This is a genomic window from Kitasatospora sp. NPDC057512 (genome assembly GCF_042802135.1).
GTDB lineage: Bacteria > Actinomycetota > Actinomycetes > Streptomycetales > Streptomycetaceae > Kitasatospora.
In genome coordinates this window covers 1-3018 of the sequence record NZ_JBHVET010000896.1, presented here as the reverse complement: position 1 = coordinate 3018, position 3018 = coordinate 1, and the positions used below count along the sequence as shown (strand labels likewise).

Annotated in this window: 2 protein-coding genes; one reads left to right on the top strand and one right to left on the bottom strand. The window is 69.9% G+C overall.

All coding sequences use genetic code 11. The annotated features are described in order from the left end of the window. Positions 1-93: 93 nt before the first annotated feature. Positions 94-327: a hypothetical protein gene (locus ACFU6K_RS35445; protein WP_049650788.1), complete on the bottom strand. Its 234-nt coding sequence runs from the start codon at positions 325-327 to the stop codon at positions 94-96. Between the two features lie 538 nt (positions 328-865). Between ACFU6K_RS35445 and ACFU6K_RS35440 the strand changes: the two genes are divergently transcribed. After that, complete coding sequence (locus tag ACFU6K_RS35440; RefSeq protein ID WP_380670204.1) at positions 866-2977, top strand: type IIA DNA topoisomerase subunit B; 2112 nt, start codon at positions 866-868, stop codon at positions 2975-2977. The last annotated feature ends 41 nt before the right edge of the window (positions 2978-3018 follow it).

Sequence of the window (3018 nt, the reverse complement as noted above, 5' to 3'; positions counted from 1 at the left end):
GCCCCAGAAGGGGTCCGTCGCCCGGCTCACCGGTCGCGCGCGGTGCGCGACCGGACACAGCTCGAGGCCGGCTGCTGTTGGTGGCGCCCTGTATCAGCGCTCGTCGTCGGTGGCCGTCACGGTGGTCGCGGTGGTGAGACGGCCGCTCTCGTCCTGTATCTCCACGGCGATCTTCTTGAGCTCGGGCTCGAACTTCCGGCCGTGGTGGGCGCAGAAGAGCAGCTCTCCGCCGCTGGCGAGTACGACGCGCAGGTAGGCCTGGGCGCCGCAGCGGTCGCAGCGGTCAGCCGCGGTGAGCGGGCTCGCAGGGGTCAGAACAGTAGTCACGTCGCCTCTTCTCTAGCTCGACGAGCTGTCGTACCAGGGTCAACATCCAACCAGGCCGAAAACGTTCCCGCTCGTGGCTTTTCTTCTTTGAGGATTCTGCTGTGTTGATGAGGACGTGCCCCGGGCGCCGGTGGTTCATGCGTGCCGGATTCCGGGATCCGCCCTTCGCTCGAACGCCCGATCGGGATCGGGTGCGAGGTCCGCGTAGCATAATCCTTCGCCGGGTTGGAGCATAAGCCCCGTCCCGGGCCCCGGTAGCCTGCATAACGGCAGTTCCGGAGCCTGCGCCGGGCCCCACGATCCGCCAGGACCGGTGGTACCGGGAGGAGATGGCGCCCCCGGGGCCCACACCCGGGTGCGGTGCTTGTTCGCGCAGCGCGTACAAGCTGCGCGGGGCCGGTCCGTCGTGCTGTGCACCCGGTGCAGGGGTTCGGGCACGCAGGGCGACGGGTGTCGGTGCGGCGTGCTGCACTGGCGTTTGGTCCGGATGCGTCCGGATGTGACCGATGAGACAGATCTTCACCGAGGAGAGTGCCGCGTGAGTGCCGAAACGACCGTGCCGTCCGCGCTGCTGGCCGGCGACGACGGTTCCAACTACACCGCGCGGCACCTGCTCGTCCTGGAGGGCCTGGAGGCGGTCCGCAAGCGCCCCGGCATGTACATCGGCTCGACCGACAGCCGCGGTCTGATGCACTGCCTGTGGGAGATCATCGACAACTCCGTCGACGAGGCGCTCGGCGGCTACTGCGACCGCATCGACGTCGTGCTGCACCCCGACTCCTCGGTCGAGGTCCGGGACAACGGGCGCGGCATCCCGGTCGACGTCGAGCCCAAGACCGGGCTGTCCGGCGTCGAGGTCGTGATGACCAAGCTGCACGCCGGCGGCAAGTTCGGCGGCGGCTCCTACGCGGCCTCCGGCGGTCTGCACGGCGTCGGCGCCTCGGTCGTCAACGCGCTCTCCGCCCGCCTCGACGTCGAGGTCGACCGCAGCGGGCACACCCACGCGATCAGCTTCCGCCGCGGCACCCCCGGCATCTTCACCGAGGCCAGCCCGGACGCGCCCTTCGAGCCCGGCAACGGGCTGACCAGGACCCGCAAGGTGCCGAAGGCCCGCACCGGCACCCGGATCCGCTACTGGGCCGACCGGCAGATCTTCCTCAAGGACGCCAAGCTCTCCCTGGAGACGCTGCACAGCCGCGCCCGGCAGACCGCCTTCCTGGTCCCCGGCCTGACCATCGTGGTGCGTGACGAGCGGCTCACCGAGAGCGAGCAGATCGACGAGACGGTCTTCCGCTACGACGGCGGCATCGCCGAGTTCTGCGAGTTCCTGGCCCCCGACAAGCCGGTCTGCGACGTGCTGCGGCTGCGCGGCGAGGGCACCTTCAAGGAGACCGTGCCGGTCCTGGACGACCTCGGCCACATGACGCCCACCGAGGTCACCCGTCACCTCGGGGTGGACATCGCGCTGCGCTGGGGCGCCGGCTACGACACCACCCTGCGCTCCTTCGTCAACATCATCGCCACCCCCAAGGGCGGCACCCACATCACCGGCTTCGAGCGCTCGCTGGCCAAGACGGTCAACGAGGCGCTGCGCGCGAGCAAGCTGCTGCGCGTCGCCGAGGACGACATCACCAAGGACGACGCCACCGAGGGCCTCACCGCGGTGGTCACCGTCCGGCTCGCCGAGCCGCAGTTCGAGGGCCAGACCAAGGAGGTGCTCGGCACCTCGGCGGCCAACCGGATCGTCGCCGCCGTCGTCGCCAAGGAGCTCAAGGCCTTCCTCACCTCGGCCAAGAAGGACCAGAAGCTCCAGGCCCGGGCCGTGCTGGACAAGGTCGTCGCGGCCGCCCGCACCCGGGTCGCCGCCCGGCAGCACAAGGAGGCCCAGCGCCGCAAGACCGCGCTGGAGACCAGCTCGCTGCCCGCCAAGCTGGCCGACTGCCGCAGCGACGACGTCGACCGCAGCGAACTGTTCATCGTCGAGGGGGACTCCGCGCTCGGCACCGCCAAGCTCGCCCGCAACTCCGAGTTCCAGGCGCTGCTGCCGATCCGCGGCAAGATCCTCAACGTGCAGAAGGCGTCCGTGAGCGACATGCTCAAGAACGCCGAGTGCGCCGCGATCATCCAGGTGATAGGGGCCGGCTCCGGCCGCACCTTCGACATCGACCAGGCCCGCTACGGCCGGGTCATCTTCATGGCCGACGCCGACGTCGACGGCTCGCACATCCGCACCCTGCTGCTCACCCTGTTCCACCGCTACATGCGGCCGATGGTCGAGCAGGGCCGGGTCTTCGCCGCGGTGCCGCCGCTGCACCGGATCGAGCTCACCAGCCCCAAGCGCGGCCAGGAGAAGTACCACTACACCTACTCCGACGCCGAACTGCGCTCCACGCTGCTGGAGTTCCAGCGCAAGAACCAGCGCTGGAAGGAGCCGGTGCAGCGCTACAAGGGCCTCGGCGAGATGGACGCCGACCAACTGGCCGAGACCACCATGGACCCGCGCCACCGCACGCTGCGCCGGATCAACCTGGGCGACCTGGAGCAGGCCGAGCGGATCTTCGACCTGCTGATGGGCAACGACGTCGCCCCGCGCAAGGAGTTCATCGTGGACTCGGCGGCCACCCTGGACCGTTCCCGCATCGACGCCTGATCCCGGCCGTACGCGAGGGCCCTCCACCCCTGGGTGGAGGG